Here is a 17,036-nt window from a genome sequence, read left to right on the forward strand (position 1 = left end):
GGCACATCACCACCACTCACGAACGGAGAAGACCAGGACAATGGGCAACCGCGTAACCTTTGAACGGGCAGGCCACGGGCCGGTCGAGATCGATATCAGCCAGGGGGTGATTGCAGGGTGGACCGGGCGCAACGCCGATGCGGTCAACCATCATATCGCCGAACTGGCCGAGATCGGCGTGCCAGCGCCATCGACCGTACCGCTTTACTATCGCGTGTCAGACCTGATGTTCACGACCGCGCCGGTGATCCAGTGCCTTGACGACACCTCCTCGGGCGAGGCAGAGCCGATGCTGATCGACGACGGCACACGGCTGTATCTGGGGTTGGGGTCGGATCATACCGACCGCAAGCTGGAAGCCTATTCCGTCGCTCATTCCAAGCAGATCTGTCCCAAGCCGATGGCCCCCGTCCTGTGGGATTTCGACGAGGTTGCGGACCATCTGGACGAGATCCGCATCCGTTCCTTCATCAAGGAAGGGAATGACTGGGTGGCCTATCAGGAGGGGACGCTGGCCTCGATCCGACCGCTGTCCGAACTGCTGGCCGGATCGCCCGCGTCGCAGGGGGGCACCCGTTTGCAGCCGGGAACCGCGATGATGTGCGGCACGTTTGCGGTGTTGTCGGGCGGCGTGCGTCCTGCAAATGCCTTTCGCATGGAAATGATTGATGACAAGCTGGGTAGGCGTATCGAACACGGCTACCATATGGCCAGCCTTCCCGTCATCGCTTGACCATCAGGAGTCCCATGACCCAATCCCCGCTGAAATCCCCTTGTGGGCGGATCACCTACCGCGCTGAAGATCACGCGCGTCACGCCATCGACCGGGCCATGGACATGCCAATGTCGGTCATGTCCCGGATCTACACGCAATACGACGCCGCACGGATCATGCAGGCGGCGCAGGCGCTGGATGCGGATGCCGCCCGCAAAGCGGGTGCGCTGGCGGGCATGCTGATATCCATCAAGGATCTGTTCGACGAGGCGGGTCAGGTGACGGCTGCCGGATCGACCATCCTGCGCGTGGCGGCCCCGGCCAAGGCGGATGCGCCCGTGGTGGCGCGCCTCAAGGCGGCGGGTGCGGTGCCTTGCGGGCGCACGGCGATGTCGGAATTCGCCTATTCGGGCGTGGGTCTGAACCCGCATACCGGCAATCCGGGCAATGCGCGCGACCCTTCGCGCATTTCGGGGGGGTCCAGTTCCGGTGCCGCCGTGTCCGTGGCGCTGGGGTTGGCGGATGTGGCCCTTGGGACCGATACCGGCGGGTCCGTGCGCATCCCTGCCGCGCTCAATGGTTTGGCCGGGTTCAAGCCGACACAGGCCACCGTGCCGCTGGAAGGGGCCTTTCCGCTGTCCCAGACATTCGACAGCATCGGCCCGCTGGCCCCGCGGATCGCGACATGCGCCGCCGTGCATGCTGTGCTGTCCGGCACCACTGCGCCGCAGACACCCGAACACAGACCCCTGCGTCTTGCCGTTCTGCAGGGTCCGTTGATGGGCGGTCTTGATGCCCAGGTGACGGCCGATTTCGCAGCAGCCCTGACCGTCCTGCGCGCCGCCGGGCACGAGGTGATCGAGGTCGAGTTGCCCGAACTTGACGGCTACGGCGACGTCAATCGCATCGTTGTCGCGACCGAGGCGCATGCCATCCATGCCCATCACCTTGACGGGTTGAAGACCCAGGGCGATCCGCGCGTTCTGCAACGCATCATGTCCGCAACAGGCTTTGGTGAATCTGATTATCCGGACAAGCTGGCGCATCGTGCGCGGGCGATGGCGGCATTCCATACGCTTGCGGATGGTATTGACGCCTTCCTGCTGCCGACGGTACCGACCGTTGCCCCCGCGATCGCCGAGGTCGATGCAGATTTCGACCGCTTGAACGCGCTGATGCTGCGCAATCCGTCACTGGTCAATTTCCTTGACGGCTGCGCCGCAACGGTTCCGATGCAACGTGCGCAACGTCTTGCGACCGGGTTGATGATCTTCGCACCGGGCGGGTGGGACTGGCATGTTCTGGATATCGCCGCGCGCTGCGAGGCGCTGCTGCAATAATGACGGATCCGTGGATCTGGGGCGCGTTCACGGCCCGGATGCTGGGAACGGCCTTTGTCGTGATCGCGATTTCCTGGATCTCGGTTCGGGCGGGGCCGCGCATTGGTGGCGTGATCGTCGGTTTGCCGATCGTGCTGGCGCCGGGCCTGGGTTTCATGTTGCTGGATCAATCCGGGGAATTCGTGGCCGCCGCCGCTGCGGGGGCTCTCTATTCGCTGGCGGCAACGCAGGCCTTTCTGCTGGTCTTCGTGGCCCTTGCGCAAAAACTCGGACCATTTTCGGCAGTGACCGGCGCAGCGCTTGCCTGGCTTTGCCTGGCCATACCGCTCAGCATGGTTTCGCATCCGCCGCTGCTGGGGGCGCTGTTGTTCGGTGTGGTGACGGTTGCGGCGCGCCGGATCGGGCGCGTCTGGGTCTCGGGGGGCGAGGCGCGGGCGGCCGCCACGAAATGGGGCCTCATGGCCTTGCGCGGCATTCTGGCCGGTATGCTGGTGGGCGCGGTCACCTTGGGGGCATCGGTGCTTGGCGCCGGTTTTTCCGGTGCCCTTATGGCCTATCCGATCGGGTTCACAGTCATCGCGATATCGCTGCATCTGGACCATGGCGGCGCCTTTGCCGCCCAGACCGCCCATGCCGGGCTGACGGGAATGACCAGCCTGGCCATCTTCTGCCTTTGTCTTGCTTTGCTGTTGCGGCATCTGCCGGCGGGGATGGCCTTTGCCCTCGCTCTTGCCGCCTCGGTTCTGGTAACGCTGATCATGACCTTGGTGGCGGGGCGCAAGGCGCGGGGGCGGTCTTGACATGCGTGGTGCCGAAATGGTCGCTGAGAACATGCATTCACTGATCGGACCCTGGCCATGGTAGATTTCAAGGGGCTGGAGACTTTCCTCTGGGTTGCGGCACTGGGCAGTTTCCGGGGTGCGGCGCAAAAGCTGAACACGACACAGCCCGCGATATCCCACAGGATCGCCCAGCTTGAGGCCGAAGTGGGCGCGAAACTGCTGACCCGCGAAAGCCGCAATGTGGCGCCAACGCTGCGTGGGCGGCAATTGCTGGTCTATGCCGAAAAGATCTTGGCCATGCGCGCCGAGATGCTGGCCAGCCTGCGCGACGCCGAGGCCGTGCGCGGCGTGATCCGTCTTGGCGTGGCGGAAACCATTGTTCACACGTGGCTGCCCGATTTCATCAAGGAAGTGCATCGCATCTATCCGAACCTGTCGATCGAGATCGAGGTTGATATCTCGCCTTCGCTGCGGACGCGCCTTCTGGCGCAAGAGATCGACATCGCCTTTCTGCTGGGGCCCTTGTCGGCCCCGCTGCTGCGCAACCGGTTGCTGTGCGAATACCCCGTGGGCTTCATCGCCAGCCCCTTGCTGCAGGTGCCCAACCCGGCGGATGTGCGCGACCTTGCGCAATTTCCGCTGATCACCTTCGCCCGCAAGACCCAGCCCTATGAACAGGTCAAATCCCTGTTCAACCGGCCTTACCTGCCGCCGATCAACCTGCATGCCAGCGCCTCGATGGCGACGGTGGTGCATCTGGCGACCGAAGGGATCGGGATCGCCGTCATCCCCCACGAACTGGTCGAGGCGGAATTGCGTGACGGTAAACTGGAACGCATCCAGACAGAGGTGACGATGCCGCCCTTGGCCTTCTGCGCCAGTTGGCTGGAAAGCCCCGATACCCTTGCCGTCGAACTGGTGGTCGAGATTGCGGCCCGCATGGCCGGAAGCTGGAACGAACCGTCGCGCCCCGGTTAGTCGGCCCCGATGGTGCGCGCGCTCAGCCGCACCCCGGCTTCGACACGCGAACCGGGATAGGCGACAACGGCCTCACCCTCCGCGATGCCCGCGATGATCTGTACCCAGTCTGCGGTCATGCGGCCAGTCTCGACCCTGCGGATCGCCGCGCGCCCGTCTATTGCGACGAACACCGCCCATTGCCCATCCTCGCGGAACAGGGCCGCGCGCGGCACCTGCAACACATCCTGTCCTTCCCAGACCACGATCCGCACATAGACGCGATACCTGTCGCCCAGACCGGCGCGCCCTTCGGGCGGCGATGTGATATCCAGCAGAAGGCGCACGCGCTGTTCCTCGATCCCCAATGCGGATACGCGGGTGAAGGCCGAAGGGTCGATGCGGCGGACCTTGGCGTCGATCACGCCATCGCCGCCCCACCGCTCGACATGGGCGCGGGTGCCCGGCGCGATTCCGATGGTGTCGGCAGACAGCAGATCCACCTCGATCTCCAGATCGTCGAGATCGCCAATGCTCAGAAGCGGCGCACCGGCCTGGACCAGCCGCGCGTTCAGGTCAGTGACCTCAAGAACCGTGCCCGACACAGGCGCCGTCAGGCGGATGCAGCAATCCGACAAGACACCCCCCGCTTCGGGTGTTTCAGGCCCCATCAGTTGCGCGCCTGCCCGCTCCAGCGTAGCGCGTGTCAGTTCCAGTTCAGCCAGGGCGGCCTGCCGCGCGGCGCGGGCCGTGGCCGTGGCCTGTGCGCTGTTTTCCAGCACGGTCACGGAAACCGTGCCGCGGGCGGCCAGTGTCTTGTTGCGCTCCAGCTCTGCCTCGAAATGGCCGAGTTCGACATCGGCACGGTCCAACTGTGCCTCGGCCAGTTTCACCGCCGCTTCGGCCTCGGTCACGGCGGCCTCGGCCAGGCGGCGGGCGCGGGCGTCCAGAAAGGCGGGCTCGGCGGGTTGGATGACGGCCACCACGGTTTCGCCCGCCTCCACCGCGTCCCCCGTTTCCACGGGGGACCGGGTCGTGTTCCCCGTGACCGGGGCAGTGACCTGCCATGGATCACGGATCCGGGTCATGCCTTCGGCTGTTACCGTCACCTCCATCGGGGCGATGCGCGCCGTCACCAGATCGACGGGCACGGGTTGCGGCAGCAGCGCCCACAGAAGGCTGCCGATCACGGCCATCACCGCGACAGCGCCAAGGATCAGTCGGAGATAGCGTGTCATGATCATTCCTTCTGCTTGAGGGCTGTCACGATGTCGATCCGGTCCAGCCTGCGCCGGACCATCAGGACCGATACGAAAGCGGTCGCCAGCGCCGTCAACGCCGCCTGCGCATATGTCGCTTGGGAAATGACCATCGGCAGGCTGATGATGTCGGTCGAGAATCCCTGCGTCATCAGGATCGCGAACCAGTAGCCCAGCAGCCAGCCCACCGGCACGGCAACCAGCGTCAGCAGCATCTGTTCAGCGATCAGCACATAACCGACTTCGGCCCGTCGAAAGCCCAGCACGCGCAGGCTTGCCAGTTCATGCGCGCGTTCCGCCAGCTGGATACGGGCGGCGTTGTAGACAACGCCGATGGTGATCAGCATCCCCAGTCCCGAGAAGATGATGGTCATCGTGATCAGGCTTTCGTTCATCGTCGCCTCCATCGAGGCGCGCACATCCGCCCAGAGGGTGAAACCCGCGATGGCCGGTGTCTGCTTGATCCGGGTTTGCAGAGCGGGCAGCGCAGAGGTGTCGACGGCCAGATGCAACATGTTGACCTGTGGCGTTTCGTTCATCAGGTCAAAAAAGGCATCGCTCCGCATCAGGATGTCCTGCCCCATGCTTTGACGAAACACCTGCGTCACTGTCACGGCCCAGGGCTGGCGCGGCGGGGCCAGAAGCTCGACCTCGACCTTGTCCCCGGGCATCAGGCCCAGGTAGGTGGCAAGCGATTCAGGCAGGGCCACGCCACTGTCGGGCAGGGGGATCGGTCTGCCTTCGGGGTCCAGAAGACGGGTCAGGTCGGCACCGGGATCACGCGCCATCAGGCTGACCAGCTTGGACCCTGGCCCGTGGCTTATCCGCACCGCTGCGGCATAGACCCCTTCGGCATGCAGCACGCCGGGCAGGGACAGGGCGGCCAGTTCCGCCTGAACCGTGACCGGTTGATGCAGTATCATCGTCGCATGCTGGCGATTGGTCCGGTCGAATAGATCCTCCATCACTACGTCGATGATGTCGAAGGTCACGAAAGACGCGACCAGCACCGCCACCGATCCGGCCACCCCGAACAGGGTTACGGCCGCGCGACCGGGCCAGCGCGTCAACGACCGCACGATCATCATCGTGGTCTGGCGCAGGCCAAGCCTGTATCCCAGCGCATCGGCCCAACCGCGCCGGTAGACCGGGGGGGCAGGAGGGGCCATGGCGACGGCAGGCGCCAGGCGGACCGCAGCCGATACCGCGCGCATCGCGCCAAGAATGACCGCGCCCATCGCCGCCGCGCCAGAGATGACCATCGGCGCAGCCCCCGGCCTGTAATCAAGCCAGGGAAAGCGGAAGTATTCGGTGTAAAGCGCGGTCATCTCGTGACCCAGCCACCACCCCATGCCCCAACCGATCAGCGTGCCGGCCAACCCGATCCCGACCGTCATCTTGAGGTAATGGATCACGATGGTCCGTGTCGGATAGCCGATGGCCTTCAGCAGCCCGATCTGTCGCCGTTCCAGTGCGATAAGCCGCCCCAGCACCATGTTGACCAGAAAGGCCGACACCACCAGAAAGATTGGCGGCAACACGCGCGCCATGGCGCCAAGCTGGCTCAACTCACCTTCGATGAAGACATGCGACATCTGCCGGTCGCGGCCATGGGTGCCCGTGCCGCCATATGGGGCCAGCAGGCGGTCCACGGCGGCGATCACCGCTGCCTCATGCGCGCCCCGCGACAGGCTGAGGGTCAGGTCATTGAAGGCACCATCCAGATCGGTTGCGGCGGCGGCAGCGGGTTCACGCATCCAGATCAGCCCGAAATGCCTGTCATCGGGCATCATCGCGGCTGGTCCCAGCGTGTAGATGTATTCGGGCGACAGCAGGTGCCCGGTCACCACCAGTTCGCGCAGGCGCCCGTTCAGCACGGCGCGGAACCTGTTGCCCGGCTGCAGCCCGTTCGCCTGTGCAAAGGGTTCCGACAGTGCCACCTCGTCCGGTTGCAGCGGATCGGGCAGCCGGCCCGTCCGCAACAGCGGCAGGTTCAGCGCAGGCCCCCCTAGCGCGGGCAGGGAAATCACCCGCGCCGACGCAGGTTCGACCATGCCTTCAAGGTCCACCATGGCGGTAAAGACGATCCGCGCCTCGGCCTGGGCCACCCCATCGATGGCGGCGATTTCGGACAGCAGGCTGCGCGGTGCACGGGTCACGCCCGCAAAGACATCGGCAAAGCGATGGCGTTCGTAAAAGGCGTCACGCGTTTCGGTCAGCGAGCGTTGCGTGCCGGTCGACAGCACCATGACCATCACGCCGCAGGCCAGCACCATCGCGATGGCAAGGCACTGGGCCCAGATCCCCCGCAGGTCGCGCAGCACCTTGCGATCCAGCGCGCGCATCACCAGCTGACCTCGGAAGGGGCGATGGGGGCGCAGTTTTCCTCGACCTTCGTGATGCGGCCATCGGCCATGTAGATGACGCGATCGGCGATGCGGCGGATCTCGGCGTTGTGGGTGATCAGGGCGGTCGTGGTGCCAAGGTCACGATTGACGCCGATCAGCGCCTCAAGAACCGTGATGCCGGTCTTGCTGTCCAGCGCGCCGGTCGGTTCGTCGCATAGCAGGATATCGGGGCGCTTGGCGATGGCGCGGGCAATGGCCACGCGCTGTTGTTCCCCGCCCGACAATTCCGAGGGGAAATGATCCATCCGGCCGCTCAGGCCGACGCGGTCCAGCGCCTCTTCCGGGGGCATGGGATCGCCTGCGATTTCGGTGACAAGCGCCACGTTTTCGCGCGCGGTCAGGCTGGGCACCAGATTGTAGAACTGAAAGACAAAGCCCACGTGCTTGCGGCGAAACTCGGTGAGCGCGGCGTCCTCCACGGCGCTCAGGTCCTGATCGCGGAACATGACCCGCCCCGATGTGGGCTGATCAAGGCCGCCAAGGATGTTCAGCAAGGTGGACTTGCCCGACCCCGATGCCCCCAGAAGCACCACGACTTCGGCCTCGAACAGGCTGACGGACACCCCGTCAAGCGCGTGCACGGCCACGGGACCGGAGCGATAGACCTTGGTAATCGCCTCGGTGGACAGGACAGGTGTTCGTGCGCGCGCAATCCTTTGCATGCCGTAACCCTAGCATGACCGCAGCGCACCGCGGGTTGATCTGCCGCAAAGCGCAAATCAGTTTCATCAACCTAGGGTGTTCTTCGGGCAGGCGCATGATTTCGCCCAGGATTTCAGGTTCTGAAGGCCACGAATCCTGTCGGGGTCCTACCGAAAATGCAGGTTTTCCGATACCACAGAGGGCCGCATTGCAAAGGCCTGGATCAGGACCATGGTGCTTCGATGGCTTTGGACACCAGTTCTGTTTTCTCGTGCAATTTCCCCCTCAGGAGATGGGCATATCGCTGTGTCATGGTGACGTTGGAATGACCCAGCAGCCGTTGCACTTCATAGATGCTGACTTCGTTATTGATCAGGATACTGGCATAGGTGTGCCTGAGATCATGAATTCTCACGTCTTCCAGCCTTTCCGCCCGGACGACCTTGTACCAGGCCGCATAGAAGCTGTCGTATTTCGTTCGGGTGCGCGGATTGGTGAAAACATATCCCTCCGGCAAGTCCGATGTGCCCAGGCGGATGGATTTTCGGCGCACTTCCATAAGGGTATCAAGGGATTCCGTGCTCAAGAAGATCTCGCGCGAGCGGCCGCTTTTCGACACGGGGACTGTCCAGATGCGCTTTTGCGCGTCGATGTCCGACCATCTTGCGTTCCTCAACTCTCCAACGCGCGCCCCGGTCAGCAGCAACGCCTTGATCGCAAAATACAAATAGGGATGGGGGCTTTGCTTGCAGCCGGTCAACAGTCTTCGGATTTCCGTATCCGACAGGAATTTCTGAGTGTAATTGCCAATTGGCAGTTTTCTGACATCAATTTTCACATGAAGCTGATCCTCAAGATAGCCCCAGACATAGGCCAGCTTTATGATGTTCATCAGAAAATCGATATGCTTGTTGATTGTTGAGTTTTTCAGACCTTTCTCGATCTGCTTGTTGCTCCAATCGTTTACTTTTCTGGATGTGATGTCATTGAGGCAAAGTTTTCCGAAAGGCCCTGCGATATGTTTTGAATAGACCAGCCGATCTTCCGATCCTCTTTTCTTGGTGACAAGGGCATTTGGAAGATATTGCTGGAAGAAAAATTCATCCATCGTCACCGCAATTGCAGCATCTTCGGGTTTCTTTCTCCAGAACATGCTTTACACTCCCTGATTGATTTTTTTGATCGGTCGTGATGCCTACAAGATTCCCTACTAACAATACCTTAAGTATAGCAAGAAATCACCACATAAACCTATTCTTCACCTCATTAATCAAAAGTATTCACATACTAAATCGCAAAAATTGTGAGAAGCCTTATTGATAAACCTAAGGGTGCTGGCGGTAATCAAGACAGGTCGTCACTCTCAGGAAAGCTATTAGGCGATTTGCCTGCGAAAGCTTGGAAAATGAGATTAAGATGGCGGATCACGGGGCAAATTGTTGTATAATTGCAACAATCAAGCAGGTGCTTAAAGCCCGCCTATCCATCCGGAAAAGCAGCTTGCTTGGCAAAATAAGGATCAAACCATCGACCTGAAAGCCTGTCTTAGGCCTGACCGAAAGTTATATGCGTTATACAAAAGAAAAGAGCGAGCCGAAGCCCGCTCTTTCCCTACATCAAATCCAGAGTGGATTAGAAGTTAAACACGACGCCCATTTCAGCGTAGTTCGAACCACGCATGCTGGCAACGCCACCACCCAGCGATACACCTGCACCCAGATCGTAGTTGAAGCCAACGCCGAACAATTCGTCTTTCTGCACACCGACGCTGTTATCAACAGTGTTTGCAGTCAGCGCAACATTCAGTCCTTCGGCAACGCTCATCGAAACCGATGCACCGAAACCGTTGGTACCGTTCTTGTAGTTGTCAGCGTAGATTGCAAAGCCGATTTGCTCAACCTTGCCGCCAACGTGAAGCGACACGAAGTCTTGATCATTGTTATCGCTGTCTTGCGCGGTCACAGCAACAGTGTAGCCAGCAGCAGAGTAGGATGCCGACGCGACATTGCGCTGCACACCCGCGGCGGTATCAGATGTCGAGACACCAACCTTGAAGCCAGCGTTCGCATAGGTCAACATGATCACGCCATCAGTGGTCGCGGTCCAGTTGCCATAGTTTGCATCGCCGTTGAACGCACGCGGGTTCGCATACATGAAACCAGTGTAGCCCAACGAACCTGCGGCGTACCCAGCGGTTTCCTCGACAAGGCTCACGTTGCCAACAGCCAGGCTCAGGCCCTGATAGCCAATGCGGTAAGCAGGAGCGTAGAGCGCACCGGACGTCGACTGGAAAGTATCCTGAGCGGTAGTAGCAGCATCATCCGCCTGAATGCGAGTCTGAGCGCTGAAAGTTACACCAAACTCAGCCTCTGCTTCGCCAGTGATCACGATGCGCATACGGTGCTCTACCTGGGTCTGCTTTTCGTTCACTTCGCCAGCATCTTGAATGTTGTTGCTGTTTGTGTCGTTGAAGCGATTCTCAAGGTAAGTTGCACCAACACGACCAAAGCCGCTCAGCGTTATTTCAGCAGAAGCAACACCAGCGGTGGCGACCAGTGCGGTAGTTGCGATAAGAAGGTTTTTCATTTCGTTGCCCTCGGTTTTTCAAAGAATGCCCAAAACAGCGAGTCTGCCTTGGGTATGGCAATCGTTTCGCTCTTTTTGCCTGCCCGATGCAAGCGATCCAGAAGATAACGGAGCAAACCCGTGGGACGTGGTGCACCTATGTCACACATTGGACGACGGACCGCATCAGGCGGCAACCGCTGCACGCCCGCGTGCCCGTGCGTTTCAGCAAAGAGCTTGCCCCGCAGGGCAGGCTTGGCTAGGACGGTGACAATGGAATTTCCAAACTGGGCTGGGCAATGATGAAACAGCACGCTTTCAGGGTTTTCACTGCAGGATTGCTGGTTTTCGCCCTGGCCGCCTGCGGCAATCGCGCCGAGGACGATGCCCAGGCAGACGGCCCGCCGGTCATCTTTGACGCCGGGCGCGATGCGAACGCCTTCAATACGGGTCAGTCGATCTTCGATGCATTCCGGCGCAATCCGCCAGACGTGTCGGTCGAGGTGAACCGCTATCTTTGGAACGCATCGCTGGATGTGCTGAACTTCATGCCCATCGAATCGGTCGATCCCTTCACGGGCGTGATCGTCTTTGGTTATGGCACCCCGCCGGGTGGTGGTCAGGCCTATCGCGGCACGGTGCATATCAAGGATCCCGCGCTCGAGGCGCGCGCGCTCAGCGTGGCTTTGCAGACGCGCTCCGGTCCTGTTGCCGCCGGAACCCAGCGCGCCGTCGAGGATGCGATCCTGTCCCGCGCGCGTCAACTGCGCATCGCAGACGGGCGCCGCTAATCGCTGATCTGGCCGGGGCTTGCCGCGGCCAGACGCTCGATCCAGTCAAGCTGCTGCGGCAGGCATATGCGGCTGAGGTCATATTTGCCCCGCACATGTGAACGGGCCGCCTGCCCGAAGCGCTGCCGCAGATCGGGATCGTCCAGCAAGGCGCAGGCACGGTCCACCAGCGCGCGGCCATCGAAGAAATCCACCAGAAATCCGGTTTCGCCGTCACGGACAGCCTCGCGCACAGGGGCGGTGTCGCTGGCCACGATCGCGGCCCCGACGCTCATCGCTTCGAACAGCGACCAGCTGAGAACGAAAGGGTAGGTCAGGTAGAGATGCACGCGTGACACCTGCAGCAGCGTCACGAAGCGATCATAGGGAATCCGCCCCAGGAAATGCACCCGCGACCAGTCTTCATCAGGAATGCGGCCGCGCACCTCATCTATGAAAATCTGCTTCCATGTCTGCCCGTTGGGTGGTTTCGCACCATAGGACACCTGGTCCCCGCCAACGACAAGGACCTGTGCCTGCGGCCGTCGCGCAAGCAGGTCCGGCAGCGCGCGCATGAAGACATGGTAGCCGCGATAGGGCTCGAGGTTGCGATTGACGAAGGTGATCACCTCGTCGTTGCGGGTCAGCGTCCGGCCATCGGCAAGATCGAAACGCGCGGCGGGATCTGGCGTCAGATGATCGGTGTCGATCCCGTCATGGATCACGCTGATCCGGTCGCGATAGGCTGCGGGAAAGGTATCGGCCTGAAACCGTGTGGGGCTGATTCCCATGTCGCAGAGCGGTTGATGGATCAGGTTGTTGAGGTTCTTCATGCGGATGCGCAGCCGCTCGACCTGATCGACCCTTGGCATGAATTCGGGATCGAACCCAAGGTGATCGGGGTCCGACAGGTGGTATAGCTCGCAATAGAGACCGATGCGCACCTGCGGCCAGACATCGCGCAGAAACATCGCCTCGCCCCAGCCGGGATGCGCCACGATCAGATCGGGCACATATCCCTGCTGTCGCAAGGCGCGGGCCGCGCGGTAACAGGCCTCGCCCCGGATCACCTTGGTTTCGGTATCGGCCAGCCAGGGATGCACGCCCTGACCCGGCCGGCGCTTGATCGCATAGGGCAAGACGCGCACGCCGTTCCAGGTGGCTGCTTCCTTGACGCGCAGGGTCAGGGCCAGGCAATCATGGCCCCGCTGCACCAGCGCTGGCGCCAGATGCTTGAACTGACCCGGAAAATTCTGGTGGATGAAAAGCACCCGCATTCTGGAAAACCGTTCCCTACTCGTCCCGCCAACCCCTTATACAAGGCAAATTTGCCCTGCACAGACCCGCATTTTTGCGCGCCGCCCCTAGACCGTGGGCCAAAGCGGGCCTATCACGCGCTCTGAACTGGTCCAAGGGACCCCGCAGCCCGAACAAGAGGTCATCCGATGTCACGCTATGATGCCGCCCAGATCGAAGCGAAATGGCAAACAGCCTGGGACAGCGCCGGCCTGTTCCGCGCCGTGCCGGGCAGCCAGACGACCAAGCCGAAATATTACGTGCTGGAAATGTTCCCCTATCCGTCGGGACGCATCCACATGGGGCATGTGCGCAACTACACGATGGGCGACGTGATCGCGCGCTACAAGGTGACCAAGGGCTTCAACGTGCTGCACCCGATGGGCTGGGACGCTTTCGGCATGCCGGCCGAAAACGCCGCGATGGCGATTGGCGGCCACCCCAAGGACTGGACCTATCAGAACATCGCGGACATGCGCGCGCAGATGAAACCGCTGGGCCTGTCCATCGACTGGAGCCGCGAGTTCGCCACCTGCGATCCCGAATACTACGGCCAGCAGCAGGCGCTTTTCCTCGATATGCTGGAAAAGGGCCTGGTCTATCGCAAGAACGCCGTGGTGAACTGGGACCCGGTCGACATGACCGTTCTTGCCAATGAGCAGGTGATCGACGGCAAGGGCTGGCGATCGGGCGCCGATGTCGAACGGCGCGAGCTGACGCAGTGGTTCTTCAAGATTTCCGACTATTCCGAAGAACTGCTGACCGCGCTGGACGGGCTGGACAACTGGCCCGCCAAGGTGCGGCTGATGCAGTCGAACTGGATCGGCAAGTCGCGCGGGTTGCAATTCGCCTTCTCGCTGATCGACGGACCGCATGGCACCGACCGGATCGAGGTCTATACCACTCGCCCCGATACCCTGCTGGGCGCCAGCTTCGTGGGCATCTCGCCCGATCATCCGCTGGCCCGCCAGCTTGAGCGTGACAACCCCGAGGTCGCGGCCTTCTGCGCCGATTGCCGCAAGGGTGGCACGACCGAGGAAGCGCTTGAAAAAGCTGAAAAGAAGGGCTTAGACACTGGCCTGCGCGTGCGTCATCCCTTCGACACCGCCTGGGAACTGCCGGTCTATATCGCCAACTTCATCCTGATGGATTACGGCACGGGCGCGATCTTTGGCTGCCCCGCGCATGATCAGCGCGACTTCGACTTTGCCACGAAATACGGCCTGCCGATCATCTCGACCTTCCTGCCCTCCGAAGACAGCGCGACCGAACTGACCGAAGCCTATGTGCCGCTCAAGTCGGAAAAGGTATTCTACAACAAAGGGTTCGCAGGCGAGGCATGGCAGACCGGCGAACAGGCCGTCGAAGCCGCCATCACCTTCTGCGAAAGCAACGGCGTCGGTCACGGTGTCACCAAGTTCCGCCTGCGCGACTGGGGCCTGTCGCGGCAACGCTACTGGGGTTGCCCGATTCCGGTCGTGCATTGCGACACCTGCGGCGTGGTGCCCGAGGCGAAGGAAAACCTGCCCATCCGCCTGCCCGACGACGTCACCTTCGACGTGCCCGGCAACCCGCTGGACCGTCACCCGACATGGCGCGACTGCACCTGCCCCACATGCGGCGCGCCTGCGCGGCGCGAGACCGACACGATGGACACGTTCGTGGACAGCTCGTGGTATTACGCGCGCTTCACCGCGCCCCATGCCGCAACTCCCACGGATATGGCCGAGGCCGAATACTGGATGAATGTCGATCAGTATATCGGCGGCATCGAACATGCGATTCTGCACCTGCTTTATTCGCGCTTCTTCGCGCGGGCGATGAACATCACCGGCCACCTGCCCGACAAGGCGCGCGAACCCTTTGATGCCCTGTTTACCCAGGGCATGGTCACGCATGAAATCTACCAGACGCGCGACGCCAACGGCCGTCCGGTCTATCACCTGCCCGAAGATGTCGAGAATGGCCGCCTGATCGCCACCGGCGAAGCGGTCGAAATCATCCCCTCGGCCAAGATGTCCAAGTCAAAGAAGAACGTGGTCGATCCGGTCAACATCATCTCTGCCTATGGCGCGGATACCGCACGCTGGTTCGTTCTGTCCGACAGCCCGCCCGAACGTGACGTGGAATGGACCGCCTCGGGCGCCGAGGCGACGTTCAAGCATCTGGCCCGCGTGCACCGCATCGCCGCCGATATCGCCGCCTCGGACGAGGCGCCCAATGCCGCGGACGAAGACCTGCTGCGCGCGATGCACAAATGCATCCACGAGGTGACGGGCGGCATCGAATCCTTCGGCTTCAACGCGGCCATCGCCCGTCTTTACGCCTTCACCAACACGCTGGCCAAATCCACCGCCGGTACCGAGGCGCGCCGCACCGCAGCCCGCACGCTGGCGCAACTGATGGCCCCGATGACCCCGCACCTGTCCGAGGAAATCTGGTCCCTTCTGGGGGGTGATGGCCTGATCGCGGCGGCAGACTGGCCCGTGGCCGACGAATCGATGCTGATCGACGACACGGTGGTGCTGCCGATCCAGATCAACGGCAAGCGACGCGCGGAAATCAGCGTGGCGCGCGAGATCGACAAGGCAGAGCTTGAAAAGATCGTCCTGGCCCATGATGCTGTGGTCAAGGCGCTGGATGGGGCCGCGCCCAAGAAGCTTGTCATCGTCCCCGGACGGATCGTGAATGTCGTCATCTGACCGAAGAGCAGTTCTGCGCAGGCTCGGGTCTCTGGGCCTGGGCGGGCTTGTTCTGGGTAGTCTTGCCTTGGGGGGCTGTGGCTTCACGCCCGTCTATGGCCCATCGGGTCAGGCCAGCCGGCTGCAGGACAGCATCCTGCCCGATGCACCGCGCGCGCGCGACGAATTTCTGTTGATCCAGCAATTCGAAGCCCGGCTTGGGCGCGGTACCGACGGGCCCTATGCCCTGGGCTATGCCTATACGATCAGCGGGCAACGCATGGCGGTGACCGCAGAAAACGTGACAACCCGCTTCAACCTTGTCGGTCGCGTCGATTTCGTTTTGCGTGACCGCGCCACCGATGCCGTGCTGCTCCGCGATAGCGTCGATGGCTTTACAGGCTTTTCCACCACGGGTTCGACCTCGGCCACCGAAGCGGCCGTGCGCGATGCGCGCGAACGCCTGGCCGTTCTGCTGGCTGACCAGATGGTCACCCGGCTTGCCCTGACCGCTGACAGGCTGGCCCCATGAAACTCGGCCCTCGCGACGCACCGCGCTATTTCGCGCGCCCCGACCCGGACCGGACCGGCCTGCTGATTTATGGCACCGACGCGATGCGGGTGGCGCTCAAGCGGCAAGAGGTGATCGCCGCCCTGATCGGCCCCGCCGGCGAAGAAGAAATGCGGCTTGCCCGCCTGCCTGCCGCCGACCTGCGCAAGGATCCCGCCGCCCTGCAGGATGCGGTCAAGGCGATCAGCTTTTTCCCCGGCCCCCGCGTCGCCTTTGTCGAGGATGCGACCGACACGCTGACAGATGTGATCGCCGCCGCCCTGTCGGATTGGCAGAAGGGCGATGCCCAGATCATCGTCACGGCGGGCGCGCTGGCCGCCAAATCCAAGCTGCGCGCCCTGTTCGAGGGTCACCCCAACGCCTATGCTGCGGGGATTTACGACAATCCCCCCACGCGTGAGGAAATCGCCGCCGAACTGGCCCGCGCCGGGCTGGCGGATCTGGACAATGCCGCGATGTCGGCACTTGGCGCCTTGGCGCAAGAGATCGAGCCGGGCGATTTTCGCCAGACCCTGGAAAAGCTGTCGCTCTACAAGCTGGGCGACACCAGCCCCGTCACCGCCGAGGATATCGCCGCCTGCGCCCCCGCCACCTCAGAGGCGGATATGGACGATGTGCTCGACATCGTGGCCGAAGGGCGCGGCGAGATGATCGGCCCCGTGATGCGCAAGCTGCTGGCCCAAGGCGTGCAGCCTGTCACCTTGTGCATCGCGGCGGCGCGCCATTTCCGCACGCTTTATGCCGCGGCCTCTGATCCCGGCGGTCCGGCGCAGGGCATCGGCAAACTGCGCCCCCCGGTTTTCGGCCCGCGCCGCGACAAGATCCTGCGACAGGCCCAGGGCTGGCCCGTGCCCCGGCTGGAAATGGCCCTCGGTCTGATCACCGACACCGACCTGCAACTGCGCTCGGCCGGGCAGCACGCGCCGGCGATGGCCCTTGTGGAACGCACCCTGATCCGTCTGTCGATGCTGGCGCGGCGCTGAGGCGCCGGTCACGGGAGCGGTGCGAAAAACCCGCGCGCCACCTCTGGAAATCCGGACCGAAACAGGA

Annotated in this window: 14 protein-coding genes; 8 read left to right on the top strand and 6 right to left on the bottom strand. The window is 62.4% G+C overall.

Going from position 1 to position 17,036, the window contains the following annotated elements:
* The first annotated feature begins 40 nt into the window (after window positions 1-40).
* From ACMUJL_RS13010 to ACMUJL_RS13025, 4 genes are read left to right on the top strand one after another with little or no spacing between them, the layout of a single operon-like run.
* Window positions 41-733: a DUF2848 domain-containing protein gene (locus ACMUJL_RS13010; protein WP_068291008.1), complete on the top strand. Its 693-nt coding sequence runs from the start codon at window positions 41-43 to the stop codon at window positions 731-733.
* Between the two features lie 14 nt (window positions 734-747).
* The gene (locus ACMUJL_RS13015) at window positions 748-2,055 is read left to right on the top strand and encodes an amidase family protein (protein WP_375573643.1); all 1,308 of its coding nucleotides are present in this window, start codon (window positions 748-750) and stop codon (window positions 2,053-2,055) included.
* On the top strand, window positions 2,055-2,855 hold the full coding sequence (locus ACMUJL_RS13020; RefSeq protein ID WP_375573641.1) for a hypothetical protein: 801 nt from the start codon (window positions 2,055-2,057) through the stop codon (window positions 2,853-2,855). The genes ACMUJL_RS13015 and ACMUJL_RS13020 overlap by 1 nt, the downstream gene beginning before the upstream one ends.
* Before the next feature lie 57 nt (window positions 2,856-2,912).
* On the top strand, window positions 2,913-3,815 hold the full coding sequence (locus ACMUJL_RS13025; RefSeq protein WP_068291010.1) for a LysR family transcriptional regulator: 903 nt from the start codon (window positions 2,913-2,915) through the stop codon (window positions 3,813-3,815).
* Here ACMUJL_RS13025 and ACMUJL_RS13030 read toward each other — a convergent pair.
* The 5 genes from ACMUJL_RS13030 to ACMUJL_RS13050 form a co-directional block, all read right to left on the bottom strand.
* Window positions 3,812-5,032, bottom strand: coding sequence for an efflux RND transporter periplasmic adaptor subunit (locus ACMUJL_RS13030; RefSeq protein ID WP_375573639.1), 1,221 nt, complete (start codon window positions 5,030-5,032; stop codon window positions 3,812-3,814). The genes ACMUJL_RS13025 and ACMUJL_RS13030 overlap by 4 nt on opposite strands.
* Before the next feature lie 2 nt (window positions 5,033-5,034).
* Complete coding sequence (locus ACMUJL_RS13035) at window positions 5,035-7,398, bottom strand: ABC transporter permease (protein ID WP_416914307.1); 2,364 nt, start codon at window positions 7,396-7,398, stop codon at window positions 5,035-5,037.
* Window positions 7,398-8,123 carry an ABC transporter ATP-binding protein gene (locus tag ACMUJL_RS13040; RefSeq protein WP_375573633.1) on the bottom strand — a complete coding sequence of 242 codons (726 nt, stop codon included), beginning with the start codon at window positions 8,121-8,123 and terminating at the stop codon, window positions 7,398-7,400. The genes ACMUJL_RS13035 and ACMUJL_RS13040 overlap by 1 nt, the downstream gene beginning before the upstream one ends.
* Window positions 8,124-8,326: 203 nt before the next feature.
* Entirely contained in the window at window positions 8,327-9,256 is a 930-nt protein-coding gene (locus ACMUJL_RS13045; RefSeq protein ID WP_375573631.1) for a tyrosine-type recombinase/integrase, read from the bottom strand.
* A 479-nt stretch (window positions 9,257-9,735) separates the two neighbouring features.
* Entirely contained in the window at window positions 9,736-10,689 is a 954-nt protein-coding gene (locus ACMUJL_RS13050) for a porin (protein WP_416914308.1), read from the bottom strand.
* A gap of 278 nt (window positions 10,690-10,967) precedes the next feature.
* On the opposite strand from ACMUJL_RS13050, the gene ACMUJL_RS13055 reads away from it, so the two are divergent.
* Window positions 10,968-11,459, top strand: a complete 492-nt coding sequence (locus ACMUJL_RS13055; protein WP_375573569.1) for a DUF3576 domain-containing protein — start codon at window positions 10,968-10,970, stop codon at window positions 11,457-11,459.
* Here the strand turns inward: ACMUJL_RS13055 and ACMUJL_RS13060 are convergent.
* On the bottom strand, window positions 11,456-12,715 hold the full coding sequence (locus ACMUJL_RS13060; RefSeq protein WP_375573571.1) for a glycosyltransferase family 4 protein: 1,260 nt from the start codon (window positions 12,713-12,715) through the stop codon (window positions 11,456-11,458). The two genes, ACMUJL_RS13055 and ACMUJL_RS13060, sit on opposite strands and share 4 nt — an antisense overlap.
* A gap of 168 nt (window positions 12,716-12,883) precedes the next feature.
* Here ACMUJL_RS13060 and leuS point away from each other — a divergent pair, with 168 nt between their 5' ends.
* Genes leuS through holA form a run of 3 tightly spaced genes read left to right on the top strand, consistent with a single transcriptional unit; the run spans window position 12,884 to window position 16,969 of the window.
* Window positions 12,884-15,436: a leucine--tRNA ligase gene (gene leuS / locus ACMUJL_RS13065; protein WP_375573573.1), complete on the top strand. Its 2,553-nt coding sequence runs from the start codon at window positions 12,884-12,886 to the stop codon at window positions 15,434-15,436.
* A complete protein-coding gene (gene lptE, locus ACMUJL_RS13070; RefSeq protein ID WP_375573575.1) occupies window positions 15,423-15,947 on the top strand; it encodes an LPS assembly lipoprotein LptE in 525 nt (174 codons plus the stop codon). The genes leuS and lptE overlap by 14 nt, the downstream gene beginning before the upstream one ends.
* Complete coding sequence (holA, locus tag ACMUJL_RS13075; protein WP_068291067.1) at window positions 15,944-16,969, top strand: DNA polymerase III subunit delta; 1,026 nt, start codon at window positions 15,944-15,946, stop codon at window positions 16,967-16,969. Before lptE ends, holA begins: the two co-directional genes overlap by 4 nt.
* The last annotated feature ends 67 nt before the right edge of the window (window positions 16,970-17,036 follow it).

Origin of the sequence: Seohaeicola sp. (genome assembly GCF_048006315.1) — a bacterium.
Classification (GTDB): domain Bacteria; phylum Pseudomonadota; class Alphaproteobacteria; order Rhodobacterales; family Rhodobacteraceae; genus Seohaeicola.

Excerpts from the sequence above, each read along its gene's own strand:
- ACMUJL_RS13010 (WP_068291008.1), top strand. The coding sequence starts at position 41 with ATGGGCAACCGCGTAACCTTTGAACGGGCAGGCCACGGGCCGGTCGAG.
- ACMUJL_RS13015 (WP_375573643.1), top strand. The coding sequence starts at position 748 with ATGACCCAATCCCCGCTGAAATCCCCTTGTGGGCGGATCACCTACCGC.
- ACMUJL_RS13020 (WP_375573641.1), top strand. The coding sequence starts at position 2,055 with ATGACGGATCCGTGGATCTGGGGCGCGTTCACGGCCCGGATGCTGGGA.
- ACMUJL_RS13025 (WP_068291010.1), top strand. The coding sequence starts at position 2,913 with ATGGTAGATTTCAAGGGGCTGGAGACTTTCCTCTGGGTTGCGGCACTG.
- ACMUJL_RS13030 (WP_375573639.1), bottom strand. The coding sequence starts at position 5,032 with ATGACACGCTATCTCCGACTGATCCTTGGCGCTGTCGCGGTGATGGCC.
- ACMUJL_RS13035 (WP_416914307.1), bottom strand. The coding sequence starts at position 7,398 with ATGCGCGCGCTGGATCGCAAGGTGCTGCGCGACCTGCGGGGGATCTGG.
- ACMUJL_RS13040 (WP_375573633.1), bottom strand. The coding sequence starts at position 8,123 with ATGCAAAGGATTGCGCGCGCACGAACACCTGTCCTGTCCACCGAGGCG.
- ACMUJL_RS13045 (WP_375573631.1), bottom strand. The coding sequence starts at position 9,256 with ATGTTCTGGAGAAAGAAACCCGAAGATGCTGCAATTGCGGTGACGATG.
- ACMUJL_RS13050 (WP_416914308.1), bottom strand. The coding sequence starts at position 10,689 with ATGAAAAACCTTCTTATCGCAACTACCGCACTGGTCGCCACCGCTGGT.
- ACMUJL_RS13055 (WP_375573569.1), top strand. The coding sequence starts at position 10,968 with ATGATGAAACAGCACGCTTTCAGGGTTTTCACTGCAGGATTGCTGGTT.
- ACMUJL_RS13060 (WP_375573571.1), bottom strand. The coding sequence starts at position 12,715 with ATGCGGGTGCTTTTCATCCACCAGAATTTTCCGGGTCAGTTCAAGCAT.
- leuS (WP_375573573.1), top strand. The coding sequence starts at position 12,884 with ATGTCACGCTATGATGCCGCCCAGATCGAAGCGAAATGGCAAACAGCC.
- lptE (WP_375573575.1), top strand. The coding sequence starts at position 15,423 with ATGTCGTCATCTGACCGAAGAGCAGTTCTGCGCAGGCTCGGGTCTCTG.
- holA (WP_068291067.1), top strand. The coding sequence starts at position 15,944 with ATGAAACTCGGCCCTCGCGACGCACCGCGCTATTTCGCGCGCCCCGAC.